Annotated in this window: 17 protein-coding genes and 1 pseudogene; 6 read left to right on the top strand and 12 right to left on the bottom strand. The window is 69.9% G+C overall.

From position 1 onward, the window contains the following. Positions 1 to 17: 17 nt before the first annotated feature. From ACWF9G_RS18140 to ACWF9G_RS18105, 8 genes are all read right to left on the bottom strand, one after another. Positions 18 to 1,445 (bottom strand): DUF1254 domain-containing protein, encoded by a 1,428-nt coding sequence (locus tag ACWF9G_RS18140; protein WP_452516554.1) that lies wholly within the window; start codon positions 1,443 to 1,445, stop codon positions 18 to 20. An 85-nt stretch (positions 1,446 to 1,530) separates the two neighbouring features. Next, the gene (locus tag ACWF9G_RS18135; RefSeq protein WP_452516552.1) at positions 1,531 to 2,757 is read right to left on the bottom strand and encodes a TetR/AcrR family transcriptional regulator; all 1,227 of its coding nucleotides are present in this window, start codon (positions 2,755 to 2,757) and stop codon (positions 1,531 to 1,533) included. Between the two features lie 79 nt (positions 2,758 to 2,836). Further along, entirely contained in the window at positions 2,837 to 4,780 is a 1,944-nt protein-coding gene (locus tag ACWF9G_RS18130) for an acetoacetate--CoA ligase (RefSeq protein ID WP_452516550.1), read from the bottom strand. A gap of 72 nt (positions 4,781 to 4,852) precedes the next feature. Continuing rightward, on the bottom strand, positions 4,853 to 5,683 hold the full coding sequence (locus ACWF9G_RS18125) for an HpcH/HpaI aldolase/citrate lyase family protein (protein WP_379305764.1): 831 nt from the start codon (positions 5,681 to 5,683) through the stop codon (positions 4,853 to 4,855). 71 nt (positions 5,684 to 5,754) lie between these two features. Continuing rightward, entirely contained in the window at positions 5,755 to 6,231 is a 477-nt protein-coding gene (locus tag ACWF9G_RS18120) for a MaoC family dehydratase (RefSeq protein ID WP_379305762.1), read from the bottom strand. Next, positions 6,228 to 7,388 carry an acyl-CoA dehydrogenase family protein gene (locus ACWF9G_RS18115; protein ID WP_452516547.1) on the bottom strand — a complete coding sequence of 387 codons (1,161 nt, stop codon included), beginning with the start codon at positions 7,386 to 7,388 and terminating at the stop codon, positions 6,228 to 6,230. Before ACWF9G_RS18115 ends, ACWF9G_RS18120 begins: the two co-directional genes overlap by 4 nt. After that, positions 7,385 to 9,448 (bottom strand): acetyl/propionyl/methylcrotonyl-CoA carboxylase subunit alpha, encoded by a 2,064-nt coding sequence (locus ACWF9G_RS18110; RefSeq protein WP_452516545.1) that lies wholly within the window; start codon positions 9,446 to 9,448, stop codon positions 7,385 to 7,387. Before ACWF9G_RS18110 ends, ACWF9G_RS18115 begins: the two co-directional genes overlap by 4 nt. A 5-nt stretch (positions 9,449 to 9,453) precedes the next feature. After that, positions 9,454 to 11,061: a carboxyl transferase domain-containing protein gene (locus ACWF9G_RS18105; protein WP_379305756.1), complete on the bottom strand. Its 1,608-nt coding sequence runs from the start codon at positions 11,059 to 11,061 to the stop codon at positions 9,454 to 9,456. Positions 11,062 to 11,198: 137 nt separating this feature from the next. Here ACWF9G_RS18105 and ACWF9G_RS18100 point away from each other — a divergent pair. Beyond that, a pseudogene (locus ACWF9G_RS18100) lies at positions 11,199 to 11,747 on the top strand (SACE_7040 family transcriptional regulator); the annotation flags it as partial. Between the two features lie 152 nt (positions 11,748 to 11,899). Here the strand turns inward: ACWF9G_RS18100 and ACWF9G_RS18095 are convergent. From ACWF9G_RS18095 to ACWF9G_RS18085, 3 genes are read right to left on the bottom strand one after another with little or no spacing between them, the layout of a single operon-like run. Then, on the bottom strand, positions 11,900 to 12,286 hold the full coding sequence (locus ACWF9G_RS18095; RefSeq protein ID WP_452516543.1) for an NYN domain-containing protein: 387 nt from the start codon (positions 12,284 to 12,286) through the stop codon (positions 11,900 to 11,902). Between the two features lie 48 nt (positions 12,287 to 12,334). Continuing rightward, on the bottom strand, positions 12,335 to 13,051 hold the full coding sequence (locus tag ACWF9G_RS18090; protein ID WP_452516542.1) for an ABC transporter ATP-binding protein: 717 nt from the start codon (positions 13,049 to 13,051) through the stop codon (positions 12,335 to 12,337). A gap of 10 nt (positions 13,052 to 13,061) precedes the next feature. Beyond that, positions 13,062 to 14,114 (bottom strand): ABC transporter permease, encoded by a 1,053-nt coding sequence (locus tag ACWF9G_RS18085; RefSeq protein WP_452516540.1) that lies wholly within the window; start codon positions 14,112 to 14,114, stop codon positions 13,062 to 13,064. Between the two features lie 129 nt (positions 14,115 to 14,243). On the opposite strand from ACWF9G_RS18085, the gene ACWF9G_RS18080 reads away from it, so the two are divergent. The 3 genes from ACWF9G_RS18080 (at position 14,244) to ACWF9G_RS18070 (ending at position 16,701) form a co-directional block, all read left to right on the top strand. After that, positions 14,244 to 15,536: a sensor histidine kinase gene (locus ACWF9G_RS18080; RefSeq protein ID WP_452516539.1), complete on the top strand. Its 1,293-nt coding sequence runs from the start codon at positions 14,244 to 14,246 to the stop codon at positions 15,534 to 15,536. Beyond that, positions 15,533 to 16,150, top strand: a complete 618-nt coding sequence (locus tag ACWF9G_RS18075) for a LuxR C-terminal-related transcriptional regulator (protein WP_452516537.1) — start codon at positions 15,533 to 15,535, stop codon at positions 16,148 to 16,150. The genes ACWF9G_RS18080 and ACWF9G_RS18075 overlap by 4 nt, the downstream gene beginning before the upstream one ends. Positions 16,151 to 16,275: 125 nt before the next feature. After that, a complete protein-coding gene (locus ACWF9G_RS18070) occupies positions 16,276 to 16,701 on the top strand; it encodes a PPOX class F420-dependent oxidoreductase (protein WP_452516535.1) in 426 nt (141 codons plus the stop codon). Here the strand turns inward: ACWF9G_RS18070 and ACWF9G_RS18065 are convergent. Then, complete coding sequence (locus tag ACWF9G_RS18065) at positions 16,673 to 17,416, bottom strand: DUF3105 domain-containing protein (RefSeq protein ID WP_452516534.1); 744 nt, start codon at positions 17,414 to 17,416, stop codon at positions 16,673 to 16,675. The genes ACWF9G_RS18070 and ACWF9G_RS18065 overlap by 29 nt on opposite strands. A gap of 196 nt (positions 17,417 to 17,612) precedes the next feature. Here ACWF9G_RS18065 and ACWF9G_RS18060 point away from each other — a divergent pair, with 196 nt between their 5' ends. Both ACWF9G_RS18060 and cobM read left to right on the top strand, forming a co-directional pair. Further along, a complete protein-coding gene (locus ACWF9G_RS18060) occupies positions 17,613 to 21,080 on the top strand; it encodes an Ig-like domain repeat protein (RefSeq protein WP_452516532.1) in 3,468 nt (1,155 codons plus the stop codon). 103 nt (positions 21,081 to 21,183) lie between these two features. Beyond that, complete coding sequence (gene cobM / locus ACWF9G_RS18055; protein ID WP_452516530.1) at positions 21,184 to 21,933, top strand: precorrin-4 C(11)-methyltransferase; 750 nt, start codon at positions 21,184 to 21,186, stop codon at positions 21,931 to 21,933. Positions 21,934 to 22,209 lie beyond the last annotated feature (276 nt).

Below are 22,209 nucleotides of genomic sequence, written 5' to 3'. Positions count from 1 at the left end.
GGCTTCCGTCCCCCGGTTCAGTCCGCGAGCGTCATCGGCGGCGGCTGCCACGTGCCGTCGAGAGCTGCTTCTTTCGGGGCGTAGAGGCGGAGGGTGAGGGAGAAGTCGCCGGTGGGTGGGATGGGGAGCCAGTTTCCGGTGGGGACGCGGGGGCGTGGGTCCTCGAATTGGACGGCGATATCGATCGAGCCGTCGGGTGCGGCCACGGGTGGGGGGACGTGGCCTACGGCGTAGATCGCGTTCAGGTTGGGAACCAGGAAGCCCTGGGGGTCGTAGGCGGTGAGGGAAGCGAAGGCGGCTACCGGTGGCCATTGGTCGCGGGCGAAGCGGATGCGATAGCGCAGGGGACGGCCCTGGTCGTCGGTGGCGGGGGCGGACCAGAGCGTCGCGTAGAGGACGTTGCGGATCGGGGCGACGCCGGGGGAGCGCATCGCTACCGCCGCGCGGCGCAGGTAGTCGGTGCCGTAGTCGCCGAGGTCGATCGGGATTTCCCAGCCGTTGACGTGCCGGGCGGTGGGGTCGCGCCAGTCGACGATCCGGCGATTCGCCTGGCGCACGGCCTCGTCGAGCACGTCGACGGGCTGACCGTCGACGGTGCCACCCGGCCGCACCCCGATCGCGGCGAGTTCCCGCATCAGTGGGGCGTCGGCTGGTGCGGGCGGTGTGGTCAGCAGGAGCCGGCACAGGCGATTGAGGTAGGTGCGGCCGTCCATTGCCGCGATCCGCTTCACCGGCGGTTCCGGCCCGCGGTAGATCGGCTGGAAGCGGCTCACGGTGCTGTCGAATTCGCCGCGTTGCCAGGCACTCAACGGGATCAGCTTGATCTGCTGCTGCAGGCCGCTCACCCGGGACGCGTCTCCCGGCCCGTTGATCTGGATGCGGCCCACGATCGTCGACATCACCGCGGGCATGCGCAACCGGGTGGTATGTGCGGGCACCGTGCCCGACCACTCCGGTCCGGTGATGACGTAGGTGTCGGGCCGCCCTGCGCCATCGGCGGAGGTGCGTGGATCTTCGCTGGTCAGATCGTGCACGGTGTTGGCCCACCCGTCGAGCACCTGGAACAGCCAGAACCGGCCGGGTTCCATCCCCGGTATCTGCAGCACCAGCGGCTCGTCGGCGAGGTCGAGCCAGGCCTGCGAATAGACCATGTCGTGGCTGAGCCGGGCGACGCGGGTGTCCGGATCGGGCAGCCCGCTGTGATCGACGGTGTTCGTCGGCCCGCTCGCCGCCCGCAACATGTCCAGCATGATCATCGGATAGCCGAAGATATAGGCGTCGATGGCGAGCGCGAGAACGTCCGGCGGACCGGTGGTCCGCCTCGGCCCCCGCTCCGGATCGTCACCGCCGCAACCGGGCAGCGCCGCGGCCATCACACCCGCAGCGCCGAGCCCGAGCAGCCCACGCCTGCTCAGCCCGCCGTATTCACCCGCGAGACCATCCATCCACTCTCCGTTCGAGCGTATCGACGGCCACCATAAATCGCTCCCGCCCTGCTCTGCCTCACCCGCAGCGGGTGAAATACGCAGGTCAGCCGAGTAGGACTCGGCGCATGAGGTAGGCGACTCTGGCACGGCACGCGATGGGGTCGCCTGCGAAGGCCTGGCCTAGGTCGATGACCATGGCGAAGGCCGCGTGGACGAGGAAGCGGGACTCGGCGGCGGAGAGGTCGGGGCGTTCCTCGCGGACGAGGCGGGCCCATTCCTGGACGCTCAGGCGCTGGATATTGCGCAGGACCGCGCGTTCCTCGGCGGGGACGTGCCCGAATTCGGCGTAGTAGACGACGGCGAGTGCGCGTTCGTCGAAGGTGTCGGTCACGAACTGGTCGATCAGGACACCGAGCGCCGCGCCGCTGTCGGGGGTGTTCGCGACGGCGGGGCCGATCGCGCCGGACACACGGTCCGCCGCGCGGCGGAAGGCGGCGGCGAGGATGTCGCTCTTGCCGCGGTAGAAGCGGTAGACCGCCGAAGCGGCCGACAGGCCGGCGGCCGAGGCGATGTCCTCGACGCTGACGTTCGGGTAGCCGCGTTCGTGGAAGAGCTCGACCGCTTTGCGCAGCAGCAGTTCGTGTTTGAACGAGTCCGGGATCTCGACCTGGGTCGGCTGCTCCGAAACCGTTGCCGCGGGCGGCAATCCGCCCTCGGCCAGGGCGAGGCAGGCCGCGCCGAGCAGCCGGTTCAGTGTGCGGGCGGGCAGGGCGGCGTGATGGTCGGCGATGCTGGTGATCACGCCGAACATCGCGGTGGACAGCATCCGTAGATCCGGTGCGGTCAGTTCGGGGCGCAGCACGGCCAGCTGCTCGTCGAGCGCGACCTGCACGCAGGCGCGCTGCTCGTCGAGCACCAGCCGATCGGCGGGCTCCAGATAGCGGCCCTCCCAGCGCACGAGCGTGACCGTCGCCCGGTTCTCGACTGTCGCGCCGATGAGCCCGGTCAGCATGTGCCGCAACTGTTCCGCTGCGGTCGGTGTCGCGTCAACGGTTGCGGTGATCGAGGCGGTGAAGGCCTGCCCGACCCGCAGCAGCTCCTCCCGGAACAGCGCGTACTTGCTCGGGTAGTGCCGGTACAGCGCGGCCGAGCTGATGCCTAACCCGGCCGCGATGTCCTCCATACTCACCCCGTGATACCCGGCGGCGCCGAACGCCACCGCCGAGCTGGCCGCGATCTGCGCACGCCGATTCTTCGGCCGCCGCCGCACACCATCCTTCGCCCCGCCGACTACCGATCCACGTGCTCCACGAGACTCGCCGACATTCATACGCGAAGTGTATTGCAGCGTGTCCGAGGGCTTTGCGGGTGATCAGACACGGCCCTTCGCGGGCGTCCGTAGCGAGCCCTCAGGGCTTGTGGGGTGGGGTGATTTGCGCGTACCAGTCCAGCAGTGCCGGGTCGTCGACGGCGCTGCGTTCGACTACGCGGCTCGCGTCCGCGCCCTGGAAGAGCTTCTTGATCGGGACTTCCAGTTTCTTGCCGGTTCTGGTGTGGGGGATGCCGGGTGCCTCGCGGATCTCGTCGGGGACGTGGCGGGGGGAGACCTCGGTGCGGATCGCGGTGGCGAGGCGGGTTTTGAGGTCGTCGGTGAGTTCGGCGCCGGGGGCGAGGACGACGAACAGGGGCATCCAGTAGCCGCCGTCGGGTTGTTCGGCGCCGATCACCAAGGCCTCGGCGATCTCCGGGAACTGTTCGACGACCTGGTAGATGTCGGCGCTGCCCATGCGGATACCGTGCCGGTTGAGGGTGGAGTCGGAGCGGCCGTGCACGACGACGCTGCCGCGCTCGGTCAGGGTGATCCAGTCGCCGTGCCGCCACACGCCGGGGTAGGTGTCGAAATAGGCGTCGTGGTAGCGCTTTCCGTCCTCGTCGCGCCAGAAACCGACCGGCATCGACGGCATCGGCTGGGTCACCACCAGCTCGCCGACCTCGCCGCGCACCGGTGTGCCCTGCTCGTCGAAGGCGTCGAGGGCGACACCGAGATACGGCGCCGACAGCTCGCCGGGCCAGACCGGCACGGTGGGCACGCCGCCGATGAAGGCCGACACCACGTCGGTGCCGCCGCTGATCGAGCTCACCTGCACGTGCTCGCCCGCGTTCTCGTTCAGCCACAGCGCACTCGACACCGGCAGCGCCGAGCCGGTGATGCCGACGGTGCGCAGGGCCGACAGATCGTGATCGGTGCGCGGCACCGATCCCGCCTTGATACAGCCGAGGACATAGCCGGGGCTGGTGCCGAGGACGGTGGCGCGCACCTGAGCGGCGAGGCGCCACAGCGCATCCGGCGCGCCAGCGGCCGGGCTGCCGTCGTAGGTGACGATGGTCGCGCCGGCCAGCAGCCCGGCCACCTGGAAGTTCCACATCATCCAGCTGGGGCTGGTGTACCAGAAGAACGTGTCGTCAGGTCCGATATCGGACTGCAGCGCAACGGCTTTGAGGTGTTCCAGCAGCACGCCGCCGTGTCCGTGCACGATGCCCTTGGGCAGGCCGGTGGTGCCGGAGGAGAACACGATCCACAGCGGATGATCGAAATCGACCGCGGTGGTGTCGATGACGCCGAGGCCGACCTCGGCGACGGCATCGGACCATGCCACGCTGTCTGGAACCTCGAGGCCGAGCTGCGACACCGCGACGGTGGCGCGCAGGCTGGGCAGACCGTCTCGCAGCGCGGCGATGTCGGCGCGCTTGTCGTGCTGCTTACCGCCGAACCGGTAGCCGTCAGTAGTCACCAGCACGGTCGGCTCGAGCTGGCCGAGCCGGTCCAGCGCCGCCTTGGCCGAGTAGTCCTGCCCACACGCGCTCCACACCGCGCCGATGCTCGCGGTGGCGAGGAAGGCGACGATCGCCTCCGGGATATTCGGCAGGTAGCCGATCACCCGGTCGCCCGCCTCGACGCCCTGCTCGCGCAGCGTTCGCGCGAAAACGGTGACCTGCTCGATCAATTCGGACCAGGCGATCTCTCGCGGCTCGGCGTCCTCGTGCAGGGCGATGATCGCGGGACGGCCGAACTGGGCCATCCGGATGATCTGGTCGACATAGTTCAGCCGGGTACCGGGGAACCACTGCGCGCCGGGCATCTCCCGCGAGCCGAGCACCGCACCGGCGGTCTCACCGAGCTCGAAGTAGTCCCACAGCGCCTGCCAGAACCCGGCGATATCGTCGACCGACCACTGCCACAGTGCCTGGTAGTCGGGATACACCTTGCCTGTCCTGGCGCTGACGAAGGCAGCGAAGCCGGTGATCCGTGCCGACGCGATGTCCTGGGCGTTCGGCTCCCATTGCGGTTGCACCGGATGTCCTCCTCTGGATTGCACGTGAACCGGGGTCTCCGGCGAATGGTTACCCGGCGCGCCGGGATGTACTCAGCGGGCCCGGCGGACGATCTGCTCGGCATGCCGCAGGACCGGCGCGTCGACCATGCGGCCTTCGAACGCGAAGACTCCGCGATGGTTGGGCACCTCGGCGAGAACCCTTCGTGCCCAATTGATCTCGTCCGGATCGGGCGCGAATCCCTCGCGGATCACCGCCACCTGACTCGGATGAATGGCCACCTTGGCATCGAAACCGACGGCCACCGCGTCGAGTGTCTCCACCGCCAGCCCCTCCAGATCCTTGATGTTCAGGAACACCGAATCCAGGGCGAACCGGCCGAAGGCCTTGGCTGCCAGCAGACTCGCCGAGCGCACGTGCCGGGCGACATCGCGGTAGCTGCCGTCGGCATGCCTGCTGGAATTGCCGCCCAGTCCCGCGACCAGATCCTCGGCGCCCCACATCACGCCGATCGCGTTCTCGGCCGCGACCGATTCGGCCACCCGCACCGCACCGAGCGGCGACTCGATCAGCACGATGACCTCATACCCGGCCAGGCTCCGAACCTGTTCGGCCGATTCGCATTTGGGCAACATGACGCGCCGGTAGGCGGTCTGCGCGAGGGCTGCCAGGTCGGCCGCGTACTCGTCGGTGTCGGCCGCGTTGACGCGAATCACGGTGTGTTGCGGGTCGAGTGGGGTCTCGATCAGTGCTTTCCTGGCCGCGGCCTTGTCACCCGCGGCGACGCCGTCCTCGAGATCGAGGATCACCACATCGGCCACCGCGGCGGCCTTGGCGAAGCGCTCGGGGCGGTCGGCCGGGCAGAACAGCCAGGCCGGTCCGCTCGGCTCCCATGCGCTCACGCTGTCTCCCGTCATCGTCATGCTGTGTCCTTTCGGCGGGCCGGGACGCCCGGGGATGGTGCGGCACGCCAGTTCCTCCGGGCGTTGCCCGCTCATGCCGCGGGCGCCTTCCTGACCAGGGTCTGCCGGACCGCCTTCGCCACAATCACGCCGTCCTGGTTGCGCGCGGTGTGGGTGAGGCTGACGATGCCCTCACCCGGGCGGCTCTTCGATTCCCGCTTGTCGGTGACCAGCGTTTCGGCGTACATCGTGTCGCCATGGAACAGCGGCGCTGGCAGCGCCATCTCGGAGAAGCCGAGATTGGCCACCAGGGTGCCCTGGGTGAGCTGGGCGACCGAGAGGCCGACCAGCGTCGACAGTGTGAACATCGAGTTCACCAGGCGCTGGTTGAACGGCGGCTGCGCGTCGGCGAAGGCCGCGTCCAGGTGCAGCGCCTGGGTGTTCATGGTCAGCGTGGTGAACAGGACATTGTCGGCCTCGGTGATGGTGCGGCCGGGCCGGTGCTCGTAGATCGTCCCGACCTCGAACTCCTCGAACCACAATCCACGCTGGACGACGCGCCGCGTCACAGACCCAGCTCCCGTGCGATCAGCATCAGCTGCACCTCCGTCGTGCCCTCACCGATTTCCAGGATCTTGCTGTCACGGTAGTGCCTGGACACGGGGTATTCGTTCATGAAACCGTTGCCGCCGAAGATCTGGGTGGCGTCGCGCGCGTTGTCCATCGCGGCCTCGCTGGCGACCATCTTGGCGATCGAGGCGGCCTTCTTGAACGGCTTGCCCGCCAGCATCAACGCGGCGGCGTCGTAGTAGGCGGTACGCGCGACGTGGGCGCGCGCCTCCATCCTGGCGATCTTGAACGCGATGGCCTGGTTGCGGCCGATGGCCTGCCCGAACGCCTGGCGCTCGCCGGCGTAGCGCACGCTCTCGTCGACGCAGCCCTGGGCGGCGCCCACCGCGAGCGCGGCGATGGCGATGCGGCCCTCGTCGAGGATGCGCAGGAAGTTGGCGTAGCCGCGGCCGCGCTCGCCGAGCAGGTTCTCCTTCGGCACCCGCACATCGGTGAAGCTGAGCGGGTGGGTGTCGGAGGCGTTCCAGCCGACCTTGTTGTAGGCCGGTTCGGCGACGAAACCGGGCGTGCTGGTCGGCACCAGGATGGTGGAGATCTCCTTCTTGCCGCCGGTCTGCCCGGTGACCGCGGTGACGGTGACCAGCCGGGTGATGTCGGTGCCGGAGTTGGTGATGAACTGCTTGGCGCCGTTGATCACCCAGCTCTCGCCGTCCTCGATCGCGGTGGTGCGGGTGCCGCCCGCGTCGCTGCCCGCGTCGGGTTCGGTGAGACCGAAACCGGCCAGCGCGCGCCCGCTGGTGAGCTGGGGCAGCCATTCGGTCTTCTGCTTGTCGTTGCCGAAGCGGTAGATCGGCATCGCGCCGAGCGAGACGCCTGCCTCGAGCGTGATGGCGACGCTCTGGTCGACCTTGCCGAGTTCCTCGAGCGCCAGGCACAGGGCGAAGTAGTCGCCGCCCATGCCGCCGAACTCCTCGGGGAACGGCAGGCCGAACAGGCCCATATCGGCCATCCCGGCGACGACTTCGTACGGGAAGCTGTGCTCGGCATCGTGTTTCGCCGAGACGGGCGCGACGACCTGCTGGGCGAAGTCGCGCACGGTGAGGGCGAGCTGGCGGTATTCGTCCGGCAGCGATCCGGTGGACAGGTAGTCGATCATGCGGGGGTTCCTTCCGCGTCGGCGGTGTCGGTGGGATGGGCGATGACGCGGACCAGCACCTGGTCGAGCTTCACCTGGGCGCCCGGCTGTGCCAGGAGTTCGACGGTGCCCGCGACGGGGGCGGTGAGCGCGTGCTCCATCTTCATGGCCTCGATGACGATCACCGGGTCGCCGACCTCGACGGTCGCGCCATCGGCGACCGGTGTCGCGATCACCGAACCCGGCATGGGGCTGCGGATTTCGGCGTCGCCGACGTGTGCCGCGTCGCCACGCACGCTCGCCTCGGCGACCTCGCGCAGCACGGCGACACCGGTGTCGCCGCTCACCCACAGCTGACCGTCGGCCTCGGCGACGCGATGCACGCGCCGGAGTCCGTCCACGGTGAGAGTGAGACGGTCGGCGAGCAGCGCGGCAGCGAGTGAGCGGGTATCGGACTCGTCGGTGTGCGCGCCCGGTCGCGCGGTGTCGTCGGTTTCCAGCCGAACGGTCGCGGATTCCGGTGTGCCCGTGATGAAGACGTGGCGGATCCGATCGCCCCCGGCGAGCCGGATCACGGTCGGCGCCGGTGTGCCTAGGCGCCAGCCCGACGGCACCGACCACGGGTCACCACCCGTGCTCGGCCACCGGCGCAGCCAGTGATAGGCCGCAGCGGCGATGAATTCGTCGTCGGTGACGGCGGCGGGCCGGAAGTCGGCCACCCGGCGGTCCAGCAGCGCGGTGTCGAGGCGGCCTGCCTGGACGTCGTCGTCGGCGAGCAGGAAACGCAGGAACTCGATATTGCTCGTGACGCCGAGCAGCACGGTCTGCGCGAGCGCGCGGTCCAGTGCGGCGAGCGCGTCGGCGCGCGTGGTGCCGCGGGCGATCACCTTCGACAGCATCGGGTCGTAGTCGCTGCCGACCACGGTGCCCTCGGACAGCCCCGAATCCACCCGCACGCCAGGGCCGTTCGGCTCGGCGAGGGCGAGCACGGTGCCACCGGTGGGCAGGAAGCCGCGACCCGGGTCCTCGGCGTAGACGCGCGCCTCGATCGCATGCCCGGCCAGGTGGATCTCGTCCTGCGTCCGCGCCAGCTTCTGCCCGGCGGCGACGCGCACCTGGCATTCCACCAGGTCGACGCCGGTGACCATCTCGGTCACCGGATGCTCCACCTGCAGCCGGGTGTTCATCTCCATGAAGAAGAACTCGTCGGGCCGGTCGGCGGAGACGATGAACTCCACGGTGCCAGCGCCGACGTAGTCGACGCTGCGCGCGGTATTGCAGGCCGCGGTGCCGATGCGGGCCCTGGTCGCGGCGTCGAGCAGCGGCGACGGCGCTTCCTCGATCACCTTCTGATGCCTGCGCTGCAAGCTGCATTCGCGTTCGCCCAGGTGCACGACATTGCCGAACTTGTCGGCCAGGACCTGCACCTCGATGTGGCGGGGCCGGGTGACGAACCGCTCCAGGAACAGGGTGTCGTCACCGAAGGACGCGCCGGCCTCCCGTCGCGCGCTGACCAGTGCGGCGGGCAGGTCCTCGGCCCGGTCGACCCGGCGCATGCCCTTGCCGCCACCACCGGCCGACGGCTTCACCAGCACGGGATAGCCGACTTCGGCGGCGGCGGTGATCAATTGCTCGTCGGTGAGGCCGGGTTCGGCGATGCCGGGAACGACCGGAACACCGAACGCGGTGACGGTCTTCTTGGCGGTGATCTTGTCGCCCATCACCTCGATCGCCTTGGCGGGTGGCCCGAGGAAGACGATGTCGGCGTCGGCCAGCGCGGCCGCGAACGCCGAATTCTCCGACAGGAAGCCATAACCGGGGTGCACGGCCTGAGCGCCGGAGCGCAGGGCCGCGTCGACGACCTTCTCGATCGACAGGTAGCTCTCGCGAGCGGGCGCGGGCCCCAGCCGCACCGCCACATCGGCCTCACGCACATGGCGGGCGCCGGCGTCGGCGTCGCTGTACACCGCGACCGAGCGAATGCCCATGGCGCGCAAGGTCTTGATGACGCGCACCGCGATCTCGCCGCGATTGGCGACCAGGACGGTGTCGAATTCGACGGGGTGGGATTTGTTCAGCATGTCTCTCACATCCGGAAGACGCCGTAGGAAACGGGCTCGAGCGGCGCCTGCGCGCACACCGAGAGGGCAAGTCCGAGCGCGGTTCTGGTGTCGGTGGGCGCGATGACGCCGTCGTCCCAGATCCGCGCCGTCGCGTAGTAGGGGTTGCCCTGGGTCTCGTACTGCTCCCGGATCGGCGCCTTGAAGGCTTCCTGATCCTGCTCCGACCACGGCTTACCCGCGCTGTCGAGCTGGTCGCCGCGCACGGTCGACAGCACCGAGGCGGCCTGCTCGCCACCCATCACCGAGATCCGCGCGTTCGGCCACATCCACAGGAAGCGCGGCGAATACGCGCGCCCGCACATGGAGTAGTTGCCCGCGCCGTAGGAGCCGCCGATCACCACGGTCAGCTTCGGCACCCGCGCGCACGCCACCGCGGTGACCATCTTGGCGCCGTGCTTGGCGATACCGCCCGCCTCGTAGTCGCGCCCGACCATGAAGCCGGTGATGTTCTGCAGGAACAGCAGCGGGATCTTGCGCTTGTCGCACAGTTCGATGAAATGCGCGCCCTTCATGGCGGATTCGGCGAACAGCACGCCGTTGTTGGCGACGATGCCGACCGGGTGGCCGTGGATGCGGGCGAACCCGGTGACCAGGGTCTTGCCGTATTCGGCCTTGAACTCGTGGAATCCGGCCTCACCGTCGACGATCCGGTCGATCACCTCGCGCACGTCGTACGGCGTGCGCGGATCGACCGGGACCACGTCGTAGAGCTCGTCCTCCGGCTTGGCGGGCGGGGTGCTCGGCAGCACCTCCCACGGCGCCTCGGGGCGCGGACCGAGGGTGGCGACGATATCGCGGACGATGCGCAGCGCGTCGCGGTCGTCCTCGGCGAGGTGGTCGGTGACGCCGGAGGTCCGCGAGTGCAGCAGGCCGCCGCCGAGTTCCTCGGCCGTGACGACCTCGCCGGTCGCGGCCTTCACCAGCGGCGGGCCGCCGAGGAAGATGGTGCCCTGGTCGCGCACGATGACGGCCTCGTCGGCCATGGCGGGCACGTAGGCGCCACCGGCGGTGCACGAACCCATCACCGCCGCGATCTGGGCGATGCCCTTGGCGCTCATGTTCGCCTGGTTGTAGAAGATGCGGCCGAAGTGCTCGCGGTCGGGGAACACCTCGTCCTGGTGCGGCAGGAAGGCGCCGCCGGAGTCCACCAGATACACGCACGGCAGGTTGTTCTGCGCGGCCACCTCCTGCGCGCGCAGGTGCTTCTTCACCGAGATCGGGTAGTAGGTGCCGCCCTTGACCGTCGCGTCGTTGGCCAGGACCAGGCACTCGCGGCCCGCGATCCGGCCGATGCCCGCGATCACGCCCGCGCCGGGGCACTCGTCGCCGTACATGCCGTTGCCGGCCAGCGGGGACAGTTCGAGGAACGGGCTGCCGGGGTCGAGCAGCTGGTCGACCCGCTCCCGGGGGAGCAGCTTGCCCCTGGCCGCGTGCCGCTCGCGAGACTTCTGCGGGCCGCCGAGCGCTGTCTTGGCCAGCCGCTGCCGCAGCTCGTCGACCAGCGCGTGGTGCGCGGCCCGGTTGCTCGTCGCGGCCGCGGTGCCGTTGTCGAGGTCGTGCGTAACGGTCATCACGCCATCCTGCCATCCGGTTAATCGCCAATAACTGAAATTCAGGTTAATCTTGACTAACCAAGTTGTCCAGACCCGGTGGAAGGGAGTCGAGGTTGGCCACGCTCGAGCCCGCCCCGGTGACCCGGCGCGAATTGATGAAAGCCCAGCGTCGGGAGCAGTTGCTCGACGCGGGCGCCCGGCTGATCGCCGATCGCGGCTTCTTCGGTGTCCGCCTCGACGACCTCGGCGCGGCGGTCGGCATCAGCGGTCCGGCCGTCTACCGGCACTTCGCGAACAAAGAGGCCCTGCTCGTCGAACTCCTCGTCGGCGTCAGTGAGCGGCTGCTCGACGGCGGCCGCGCTGTCGTCGAGGCGGCGGCGTCCCCGGCCGAGGCGCTGGAAGGCCTCGTCGATTTCCACCTCGACTTCGCCTTCGACGACCCCGAGCTCATCCGCATCCAGGACCGCGACCTCGACAACGTCCCCGCCGCCGACCGCCGCACCCTGCGCCGGACCCAGCGCCAGTACGTCGAGGTGTGGGTGCAGGTGCTGCGTGAGGTGCACCCCGGCCTCGCCGAGGAAACCGCCCGCGTCCAAGCCCACGCGGCATTCGGTCTGATCAACTCCACCCCGCACAGCGCGACCCCGGCCATCGCGACGAGGGCCCGGCCGGTGCTGCGGCAGATGGCGCTCGCGGCGCTGTCGGAGTCGCCCCAGGCCGCGTCGCGGATTCAGCCTGCTCGCCAGCGCAAACAGCGGGCGGCGGAACCGGTTCCAGGCAACGGGATCGTCTCCGGCCTGATCGACGACCAGCGCCGTTGATCGGGTGACCGGATCCGGCGACCACCAGCAGGCTGTCAGTTCAGTTGGCTCACAAGCCAGCCGGGGCCGACGGTCTCGGCGCCGAGCGCCTGGACTCGGGAACGGAGTTCGCGGTCGGCGGTGACGACGGTGATGTGTCCGGCGGCTTCGGACACTACGTCGACGATCTTGTCGTCGCCTGAGCGTTCGGCCAGGACGACGGTCAGCCGCGGTGCCCTGGGTTCGTCGCCGTCGGCGGCGGCTTTGGCCGCACCTTCGAGGACGACGGTCACGTCGGTCGATTCCGGTAGCCGGGTGGTCAGGTCGGCGATCTCCGACAGCAGCCGCCGGGCGGCGCCGGCTCGGTCCCGCCACCAGCCGTCGGCCCGGGAACCGACGACATTGGCCGCGTCGACCACGATCAGCTGTCTCGGATCGCTCATCGGTTCAGTCTGCCCGGTGCGCCATCGACGCGTGGCGGGCGCACTGAATCAGGCTCGGGCGGGGGCGCCGGCCTCGACGGTGCTCAGGCGACCGTCGGTCATCCGGTAGACCGCGTCCATGCGGTGCAGATGGGTGGGATCGTGGGTGACCAGGATCGTCGCCGCCCTGTGCTCGCGGGCGATGGTGGTGATCAGGTCGAGGACGGCCGCGCCGCGTTCGGAGTCCAGCGCGCTGGTCGGCTCGTCGACGACGAGCAGTGCCGGGTCGTTCATCAGCGCGCGGGCGATATTGACGCGCTGGCGCTGTCCGCCGGAGAGCTGGGCCGGGCGCTTGCCCGCGTGCTCGGACAAGCCCACGGCATCGAGCAATTCTTTTGCACGGGACTTGGTTTCGCTGCGACCAGCGCGCGGCTTGCCGCCGAGGCGGGCGGTGACCTCCAGCTGTTCGAGCGCCGTCAGCGCCGGGATGAGGTTCGGCTGCTGGAAGACGATGCCCATCACGGTGCGACGGATCTCGGACGCGGCGCGCCTGCTCAGCTGCGCGAGATCGGTGCGGCCGGTGTCGGTGTCGAGGAGGACGGCGCCCGAGTCCGGCCGGATCAGCGTCGCCGCCACGGCGAGCAGGCTCGACTTGCCCGAGCCGGACGGGCCGGTGACCGCGGCGATCGTGCCGCCGGGGACATGCATGGACACTCGGTCGAGGGCGGTGAGCCTGCCCGCGCCGTCGGGGTAGGTGAGGGTGACATCGGTGAGGGTCAGTGCCATGGGAGGTCCTTCAGCGGGTCGCGCCGAGCGCGGTCAGCGGATCGGTGGTGAACAGGAAGCGCAGCGCGACCGCGGCGCCGAGGAGGCCGAGCAGGATCAGGGCCAGGGCCGGCACCAGCGTGGTCGACAGCGAGAGCACGAACGGCATCGCATCACCGAGGAACAACGAGGCCACCGCGGTGATACCGAGACCGAGCGTGACGCCGGCGACCAGCACGATCGCGGCCTGCGCCAGCGCGTCGACGGCCAGCGAACCGGTGGTGGCGCCGAGGGCTTTCAGCGTGGCGATATCGGGCTGGCGCTGCACGGTCCATACCGTGAAGAAGGCGCCGATGACCAGCGCGGAGATCGCGAACAGCAGTACCGTCATCAGGGTGAGCGAGCTGTTCTCGGCCTGGTAGGAGCCGATCGCCTGGACGGCGTCCTGCGCGGGCACCGTATGCGTTCCGGCCTCGGCGTCGAGGTCGTTGCGCGGTGCGTTGCCGGTCACCGCGAGCACGGTCGCCGCGCCGGCGCGAGGGCTGGCCGCTTGCCAATCCGCCATGCTCGTCCAGATCACGGGGGTATGGCTGTACCACTCGTCACCGGCGACGTCGGCGACGGTGAACTCGTGTCCGGCCAGCACCACGGTGTCGCCGGTGCCCGCGGCGAGTTCGCGGGCGGCGCCGGAACTCAGCACTACCGCACCCGGTGCGGTAGCAGGATGATTGCTGAACGCCGATGGCTCGCCGCCGAACAACGCGACCTGTTCCGGGCTCGCGCCTGCGTGTTCGGCGCGGGCCCGGGAGATGCCGACAGGGGTGACTTCGGTCCCGCCCATCGCGCGCCACTGTGCGATCTGCTCCTCGGTGAGAACCGAGGAGTCGAAGGACGGATCGGTGCCGGTCTCGGCGAACACCACCTGGTCGGCGCGCAGGCCCTGGACCGCGGAGATGTTCTGGTGCGCCAGCCCGGCGGTGAGTCCACTCAGGAAACTGACCAGCACCGCCACCAGCAGGACGACGGTGGTGATCAGCAGGAAGCGGCCGCGGGCGGCCCGCAGGTCTCGGAGTGCGACGAACATGCCTCCACTCTCGCCGCGAACGGCCGCCGGGCCATCGCACCAGCGCACGAAACGCCTTCCTTCCAAGGTCTGCCCGCGTTTACACCTTTCGATGGATGCCGGGCCGGTTGCCGCACATAAGCTGGTCGGGTGCACTCGTCCCCGCTGACCCCGGTGGTCACCACGCTGCGGCTCGGTCTGCATGTGTTGGTGACGGTGCTGGCCGTGGTGGTCGCGGTGCGGGCGCTGTTGCCCGGGGGCGGCGGGCACGGGGTGTGGGTGGTCGTCCTGACGGTGGTGTGGCTGGCCGTCTACTTCGCGGGCACCGAGCTGCCGCGGCGCTCGGGAGACCGGGTTGCCTCGGGCGCTCCGGCATCGGTGGTCGAGTCGGATGCCGCGCGCGTGACGAGTCCTCGGGGCGAGGTAACACCTCCGTCGGCAGGGCCCGATACGCCGGTGCCGGTGTGGAATTCGTGGGTGGTGTCGGTGTGGCTGGCCACTCTTACCGTGCTGTGGCTGGCGCTGCTGGGGCTCACTCCGGATGCCGTGTATCTCGCCTTCGGGTTGTTCTTCGTCTACCTGCATCTGCTGCCGCGACCGTGGAATCTGGTCGCGGTGGTGCTGGCCACGGCCGTCGGGGTCGTCGGATTCGCGGCGCACCGTGGCTGGTCGGCCGGGGCCGTGGTCGGGCCTGTGCTCGGCGCGCTGGTCGCCATCGGTATCGGACTCGGCTATCAGGCGCTGTATCGCGAAGCGGTGGAACGGGAGCGGTTGATCCATGAATTGCTCGACACCAGAGCGGTTCTCGCTGAACAGGAGCGGACGGCGGGCAAGCTTGCCGAACGCGAGCGACTGGCCAAGGAAATCCACGACACCGTCGCCCAAGGGCTGAGCAGTATCCAGCTCCTGCTGCACGCCGCCGAACAGGCGGCGCCGGATCATCCAGCGCTGGACCGCATTCGGCTCGCCCGCGAGACCGCCGCCGAGGATCTGGCCGAAACCCGCAGGCTCATCGACGAATTGTCGCCCGCCGCGCTGGACGGGCAGTCGCTGGCCGAAGCGCTGGAACGGATCTGCGAGCGCGCGCAATCACCTGCACTGGACACCCAGCTGCTTGTCGAGGGCGAGCCGGAGCGGTTGCCGATGCCGGTGGAGGCGGCGCTGGTGCGGATCGCGCAAAGCGCGGTCGCCAATGTCGTCCAGCACGCGGCGGCCGCGCGGATGCGGGTCACGCTGACCTACGACGACACCGACGTGCACCTCGACATCGTCGACGACGGCATCGGCATCGCGCCGGACGTCCTGCGCGGGCCGCGATCCGGTGCGTTCGGCCTGGCCGCCATGCGCAGCCGCGTCGAACAGCAGGGTGGTGCGATGACGATCGAATCCGAACCCGGCCACACCGCCGTCACTGTGTCCTTCCCACTGGGAGCGGTCTCGTGATCCGGCTGCTGCTCGCCGACGACCACGCCATCGTGCGGGCCGGTCTGCGTGCTCTGCTCGAGGCTGCCGACGACATCAGCGTCGTCGGCGATGTCGCCGATGCCGACGCGGCCGTTGCCTTCTGCGCCGCACATCCCGTCGACCTGGTGCTGATGGACCTGCGCTTCGGCGACGGCCGCTCCGGTGCCTCCGCCACCGCGGGCCTGCGCGCCCTGCCCGCTCCGCCCAACGTCCTGGTCGTCACCAACTACGACACCGACGCCGACATCCTCGGCGCAATCGAAGCGGGCGCCGTCGGCTACCTCCTCAAGGACACCCCACCCACCGAGCTCCTCGCCGCTGTCCGCGCCGCCGCCGCGGGCGAAAGCGTCCTCTCACCGACCGTGGCCTCCCGCCTGATGACCCGCGTCCGCCGCGCCGACACCACTCTCAGCCCGCGCGAAGTCGAGGTACTGCGCCTGGTCGCCGCAGGTCTGTCGAACCGCGACATCGCCAAACAACTGTTCCTCAGCGAGACCACCGTGAAGTCGCACCTGGTGCACATCTACGCCAAGCTCGGCGTGAAGTCGCGGACCTCCGCTGTCGCGACCGCGCGAGCACAGGGCGCGATCTGACCGCCGAACCTCGATTCTGCCCCGTTCGCCGAGCGCGGCGGCTCGGTGCGCGAAAGTACGGCCGTACGCGGGCTCGTTCGGTGTGGGTCGCGCGCGGTGCATCCGGTCCGGCCTACCCTGACCGGATGGCCTCACTCGCTGATCCTCAGGTGCGCGAATTCCTCTCCCATGGAACACGAACGGGCAAGGTGGCTTTCACCGGCGCCGACGGCCGTCCGCTGGTCACCCCGGTCTGGTTCATCGTCGAAGGGGACGAGCTGGTCTTCAATACCGGCAAGAACACCGCCAAGGGGCGGGCGTTCGCGCGGGATCCCCGGGTCGCCCTGTGTGTGGATCTCGAGGAACAGCCGTACGCGCTGGTGGAGGTGCAGGGCACGGTGACGCTGTCCGAGGATCTCGACGAGCTCGTCCGGACGGCGACCGACATCGCGGCTCGCTACATGGGTCCGGACAAGGCCGAGGAATTCGGCAAGCGCAACGGGGTCGCTGGTGAGCTCGTCGTGCGGGTGCGGCCGACGAAAGTCATCGCCCACTTCCAGGTGACGGCGTAGGCACGTCGGGTATCGCGGCCCCGTCGCTGTTCGGATCCACGGCGCCGGGGCCGGGGTCGGTGGGGTCGAACGGCGGTGGGTTGGTGCGGTCGAACAGGGGTGACGAGCAGGTCGCGCCGGGTTCCGGCGTGGTGTACGGGTTTTCGCGCAGAGCCACGATGAACTGGTCGATCCGCGGGTCGTCGGCGCTGTCGAGTTTCAGCTGATGGCCCCACGATTGCAGGGAGATCGGGTGGTCCATGCCGGGAATCGGTGACATCACGGTGTAGGGCCTGTCCTCGACCCGCGCGGCGAGCGCGGCGCGATCCTCGGCGTCCACCTTGTCCGGGTTGTAGGCGATCCAGACGGCGCCGTGTTCCAGGGAGTGCACCATGTTCTCGGTGCGGACGCCCTTGTCGTAGACGACGCCGTCGCAGGCCGCCCACCGGCTGTCGTGTGGTCCGCCCAGCGGCGGGATCGCGGGGTAGGCGACCCGCTGGGTGCTGGTCACGTGCAGGCCGGGCGGGAACTCGGTGATCACGATGCCGGGGATCTCGCCGGCTGGATCCTGGTTGTCCGCGGACGGCACGAAGGAGTCCATCGAGGCGGTGGCGGTGCCGTCCAGCTTGTCGCCTGTCGTGCAGCCGACGGCGAAGAGCGCGGCGGTGGCGACCGCGAAACCCGCTGCGGCGGTGCGTGTGCGCCGCGCACTGCTCGTCGTGTTCGAAACCCGCACCGCGTCCCCTGTCGTCGTGCCGGCGTCCGCCGACGGTTCTGAACATACTTGCCCGCCGCTCGCGGCACCCGTTCTCGGTGCCGACAACCCTGGTGACCAGCCCGAAGTCGCGCGTCGCTGCCGAGTTGAGGCCTCGACCACCGTTACCGTTTCGTCAAGTTTCGTAGGCAACGACGCTGGCGAACGGAGCTCTGGCATGGCCGGACGAACTGCGATGCGCGCGTGGGTCGCCGCGTCCCTCGGTGTGGTGCTCGTCCTCGGCACCGCGACCCTCGCGCGGTCCCAGCCGCCGGGTCAGCCCGCCGAGCGCGCCTCCGGGCATTTCGAGGATCCGGCGTCCGGCCTGTCGATCGACGTGTTCTATTGCAGCTCGCGGACCCAGACCTACCAGGTGCCCGCCGGGACGACGAGCCTCTATATCGAGGCGGTCGGCGGTCAGGGGCAGACGCCGAATCCGAACTTCACCGGGATCGGTGGGCTCGGCGGTCAGGTCAGTGGGGGATTGCGGGTCACGCCCGAACAGGAGTTCCAGGTCCAGGTCGGTTGCGCGGGCGGGGAGAACGGCGGGTTCTCGCCGTACGCGTCCGGCGGTCCGAGGGGCGAAGCCGTCGACCAGGTGACGAATTTCGGGACGGTCTATTCGAGTGGCTGGGACGGCGGTGGCGGCGGGGGAGCGTCGGCCGTGCTCGGCGCCGACAACGCACCGGTGCTGGTCGCGGGTGGCGGCGGAGGGGCGGGCGGTAACGCGCCCGACTGCTATTCGGTGTCGCCCGTGCAGGATTCGACCTTCTTCTACTGCGGCGGCGGCTCGCGTCGTGACGGCGGGAACGGTGGTGACGGGAGCGCGGCGGTCGGCTGGCAGGAAGGTCCGCCGTGGATCGGCGGCGCGGGCGAGAACAATCCGGCGGGCGCCACCCCGAGCGGCCTCACCTGCGGCGGTCCGCGCACGGGCGGTGCGGGCCACACCTTCGACAAGACCGGCGGCGGCGGTGGGGGCGGCGGTGGTGGCGGTGGTTACCAAGGCGGCGACGGACAGGGCGGCGGCTGTGGTGGCGCGGCCGCGCCGGAGACACCGATCACGCACGGTCCGCACGCCTCGCCCGGTGCGGGTGGTGCGGGTGGGGGTGGCGGGACTTCGTATGCGTCGCCGCAACTGTCGAAGGCGAGCGTGACCACCGCGTCGGTCTCGGGTGACGGCTACGTCCTGTTCCTCACCTCGGCCGACGGCGTCAGGACGACGACCTTCGGCGTGCACGGCGATTCCGCGCAGTACTACTGCGTCGGTGACGGCGTCGACGAGATCTTCGCCGATGTGCTCGGCGCGGCGGGCGCGGGCGGCGGCAACGACTTCGGCGATGTCGGCACCGGTGGCGCGGGCAGCGGCGTGCAGGCGGTCATCGCCGTGCAGGAACGCACGCAGTTGAAGATCGAGGTCGGTCACTACGGCGGACCGGGCGGCGGTTGGGGATACGGCAAGGGTGGTTCTCGCGGCACCGCCGACTCCAGCGCGTCCTACAGCGGTGCGGGTGGCGGTGGCGCGTCGGCGGTGAGCCAGAACGACGCCGAGTGCGGGACACGACCGTCTCGCGACAGCGAACCGATCGTCGTCGCGGGCGGTGGTGGCGGTGGTGGCGGCAACGGTTTCAGCGCCGACGGCGGCGACGGCGGCAGCGGTGGTCCGCAACCGGGCGACGGCACCAGCGGCGGGTTCGGTGGTGGCTTCGGCGGCGAGGGCGGCAGCGAACGTGGCGTGCACGGCGGCCACGCGACGGGCAGCACCACCGGTGGCGGTGGTGGCGGCGGCGGTGGTGGCAGCCACGGCGGCGGCAAGGGCCACGGCGCGCAGGACGGCAACGACGGTGGTGGCGGTGGTGGTGGCGGCGGCCAGTCGATGGTCAGGCCGGTCGCGAACCAGCGGCCGCACTTCTACAACGGGCCCGACGGCAGTTACGGCAATCGCGATCGGCTCAACGACGGCAAGGTGCGGCTGATCGTGCCGATTCCGTCGAAACGCAGCCGGGTGGAACTGATCTCGGGCAACAGTCAGAGCGCGTACTCGGGGCAGCCGTTCGCGCAGCCGCTGCGGGTGCGGTTCGCCGACGCGATCCACGGCCCGCAGGCGGGTAAGTCGATCACCTTCTCGATGCCCGCGGGCCAGCCGCCCGCCGCGGTCTTCGCCAACGGCGCCGACACCATCCAGGTGACCACCGATGCCGACGGTTTCGCGCAGGCCGAGCTGTCCGCCCTGCCCGCGGTGCGGCAGGGCGAGCTGCCCGGCGGATTCCTGGTGCACGCCGCGGCCACCGATGACCCGGCCCACCTGATCGGCGGCGCGGTGTTCCGGCTCCACGACGACCAGGTGCCGACCGAGATCGAGGTGACCACGAGCGCGCCCGGTCAGATCTCGCAGGTCGGTCAGCCGGTCAGCTTCAGCGCGACGGTGAGCCAGAAGCCCGGCACGACACCGGCATTCGGCACACCCGCCGGGCACGTGCGGTTCGAGATCGACGGTGTCGCGACGCCGGGACCGATCGAGCTGGTCGACGGAGTCGCGACGCTGCCCGCGATCAGCGGATTGCCGCCGGGCACCCACCACGTACTCGCGACCTTTCTGGCAGACGATCCCACCAGGGTGTTCGCGCCGGTCTTCGGCAGTGTCGGTCTGCTGGTGCAGTCGGTGAAGGTGCCCACCGAGGTCCATCTGACGGTGCCGCCGCCCCCGGTCCTCGCCGGTGCGGTCGTCGGCGCCACCGTCACCGTGCCCACCCCGAAGCCGGACGCACCGAAACCCACCGGCGCGATCCAGTTCTCGCAGAACGGTTCCCCGCTCGGCGCTCCGGTGCCGATCGCTGCCGACGGCACGGCGAGTTCGCCGCCGCTGCGGGCAGGTTCGGGAACCGTCGAGGCGCACTATCTCGGCGACGCGGTCTACGCGCGGTCGCAGGGCCGGGTCGACCTCACCGTCTACACCGCGACCTCGACGACAACGGTGACTGCCAACCACAATCCGGTCACCTACTTCGAACAGCTCGACCTCACCGCGACCGTCGCCCGCGACCCCGCGGGCGAGATCGACACCGGCACCGTCCAGTTCTCCGCCGACGGAAAGCCGCTCGGCGCGGCGGTCCCCGTCGACAACGGCACGGCGATCGCCCGCGATGTCGACATCGACCACCTCGGTTTCGGCACCCACCAGGTCACCGCCGACTACTCCGGTGACGCGTCGACGGGCATCGCGCCGAGCCGCGGCACGATGACGCTGTGGGTGCTGAAGGCCGGCCAGTCACCCGGTGACCACCCCGGCGATGTCGACGTCCATCTCGACCTGCCGCGCACCGCCGACCCCGGTGAACGGGTGACGGCGACGATCACCGTCACCAATGTCGGCGGACGGCAAGCCACCGATGTCGAGGCCAGGCTGTCGACCCAGGGCTGGGACCGGCTGGTCGATCCCGGCGGTGGCGAGGTGCGGCCGACACTCGTGCGGTTCCTGCTGCCCATGCTGGAGGCGGGCGAGACCAGGACCTTCACGGTCGTCCTGGAAGCGCCACGGAGGCTGGCGCTGATCACCTCGTTCCTGCACGCGTCGAGCGCGAGCACCGACCTGAACCCGCTGAACAACCTGCATCTCGCGTCGACCTTCGTCCGGGCAAGCTGGAGCTGAGTCACGGACGTGCGGTCACCGACGTCCGCGACCGGACCCGTGCGGCACCGCGAACCGTCGATGCGGCCGGGATAGGGGCATCGACGGGATCTACGCTGCTGGCATGACGGTGCATTTCATCGGGGCGGGCCCCGGCGCAGCCGACCTGCTCACGGTGCGCGCGGTGAACCTGCTGCGCCAGAGCCCGGTCTGCCTCTACGCGGGCACCTACCTCGACCCCGAGGTCCTCGCCCACTGCGCGCCTGGCACCGACCTGATCGACACCCAGCGCCTCGACCTGGACCAGATCACCGAACACCTCGTCCGTGCCCATCAGGCGGGCTATGACGTGGCCCGCCTGTGCTCGGGCGACCCGTCCCTCTATTCGGCCCTCACCGAACAGACCCGCCGCCTCGACGCGCACCGCGTCCCCTGGGACATCACCCCCGGCGTCCCCGCCTACGCGGCAGCCGCCGCCGCCCTCGGCACCGAACTGACCGTTCCCGAAGTCGTCCAGTCGGTCGTCCTCACCCGCACCCAGGCCCGCTCCACCGCGATGCCGGCGGGCGAGGCCCTGGCCAACTTCGCCGCCACCGGCGCCACCCTCGCCCTGCACCTCGCGATCACCCGCATCAGGGTCATCGCCGAGGAACTCGTCACCGAGTACGGCGCCGACTGCCCGGTCGCCGTCGTCTACCGCGCCAGCCAGCCCGAGCAACTGGTCCTGCGCGGCACCCTCACCGACATCGCCGACCAGGTCGAGGCCGCCGGTCTCCGCCAAGCCGCCGTCATCCTCGTCGGCCGCGCCATGACCCCGTCGATCGACTGCGCCCAGTCTCACCTCTACGACCCGGCCAGGGTGCGAGACCTGTGATCCACGCCTCACTCGCTGCGGTGCGGAGGTGCTCCCGCGACGATGTGAGCGCACAGACAAGCGTCAGCTAACGGACCGCTGACGGTCTACCTGGGCCGATATCGCCTCGCTATGGAGGTGGTTGGTTGCCTGGCGAGCGCACCGGTAGATTGGTGCGATGGTTTGCGAAGAGCACACCGGCGCTGCCGGGTCCTCGATCATGAGCATGGTCTCGGCCATGTAACAAGATCGGACGGGCCGACAGATAGTGCCAATGGACATTTTTGCCTGATTGAT

It is taken from the genome of Nocardia sp. NPDC055029 (genome assembly GCF_053608525.1).
Note: the sequence above shows the minus strand (reverse complement) of the source record. Positions and strands in the feature narration are given on the sequence as shown.